This window comes from Bacillus cereus group sp. N11 (assembly GCF_016483605.1).
GTDB lineage: Bacteria > Bacillota > Bacilli > Bacillales > Bacillaceae_G > Bacillus_A > Bacillus_A toyonensis.
Genome location: NZ_JAEHBN010000089.1, coordinates 1 through 245, shown reverse-complemented (window position 1 = coordinate 245; position 245 = coordinate 1). Strand labels below are relative to the sequence as shown.

The following is a 245-nucleotide window of genomic DNA, read 5'->3' as shown; positions in this document are numbered from 1 at the left end:
ACCCTCAAACGGCTTGCAAGCGTGCATTTTGGAATTTCCCATGACATAGCGCTTAATTCTTGCATAAATGCGTCTTTTTTCGCAGGGTTCCAAAGTGTAGGGATTTTTTTAACTGCGCTGCTTGTTTTTACGGGTTTACTCTTTCCTACAATTCTTCACTCCAAATCGAGGTTTTCAATTCTGTAATCCATCTCGGTACCTCCTTTATTAGCACTTTGGAAGGAAATTTTCGGAAAGGCTTTTAA

General features: G+C 40.0%; 1 pseudogene. It reads right to left on the bottom strand.

Going from position 1 to position 245, the window contains the following annotated elements:
* Positions 1 to 245: pseudogene (locus tag JDS98_RS29810) on the bottom strand (AraC family transcriptional regulator); the annotation flags it as partial.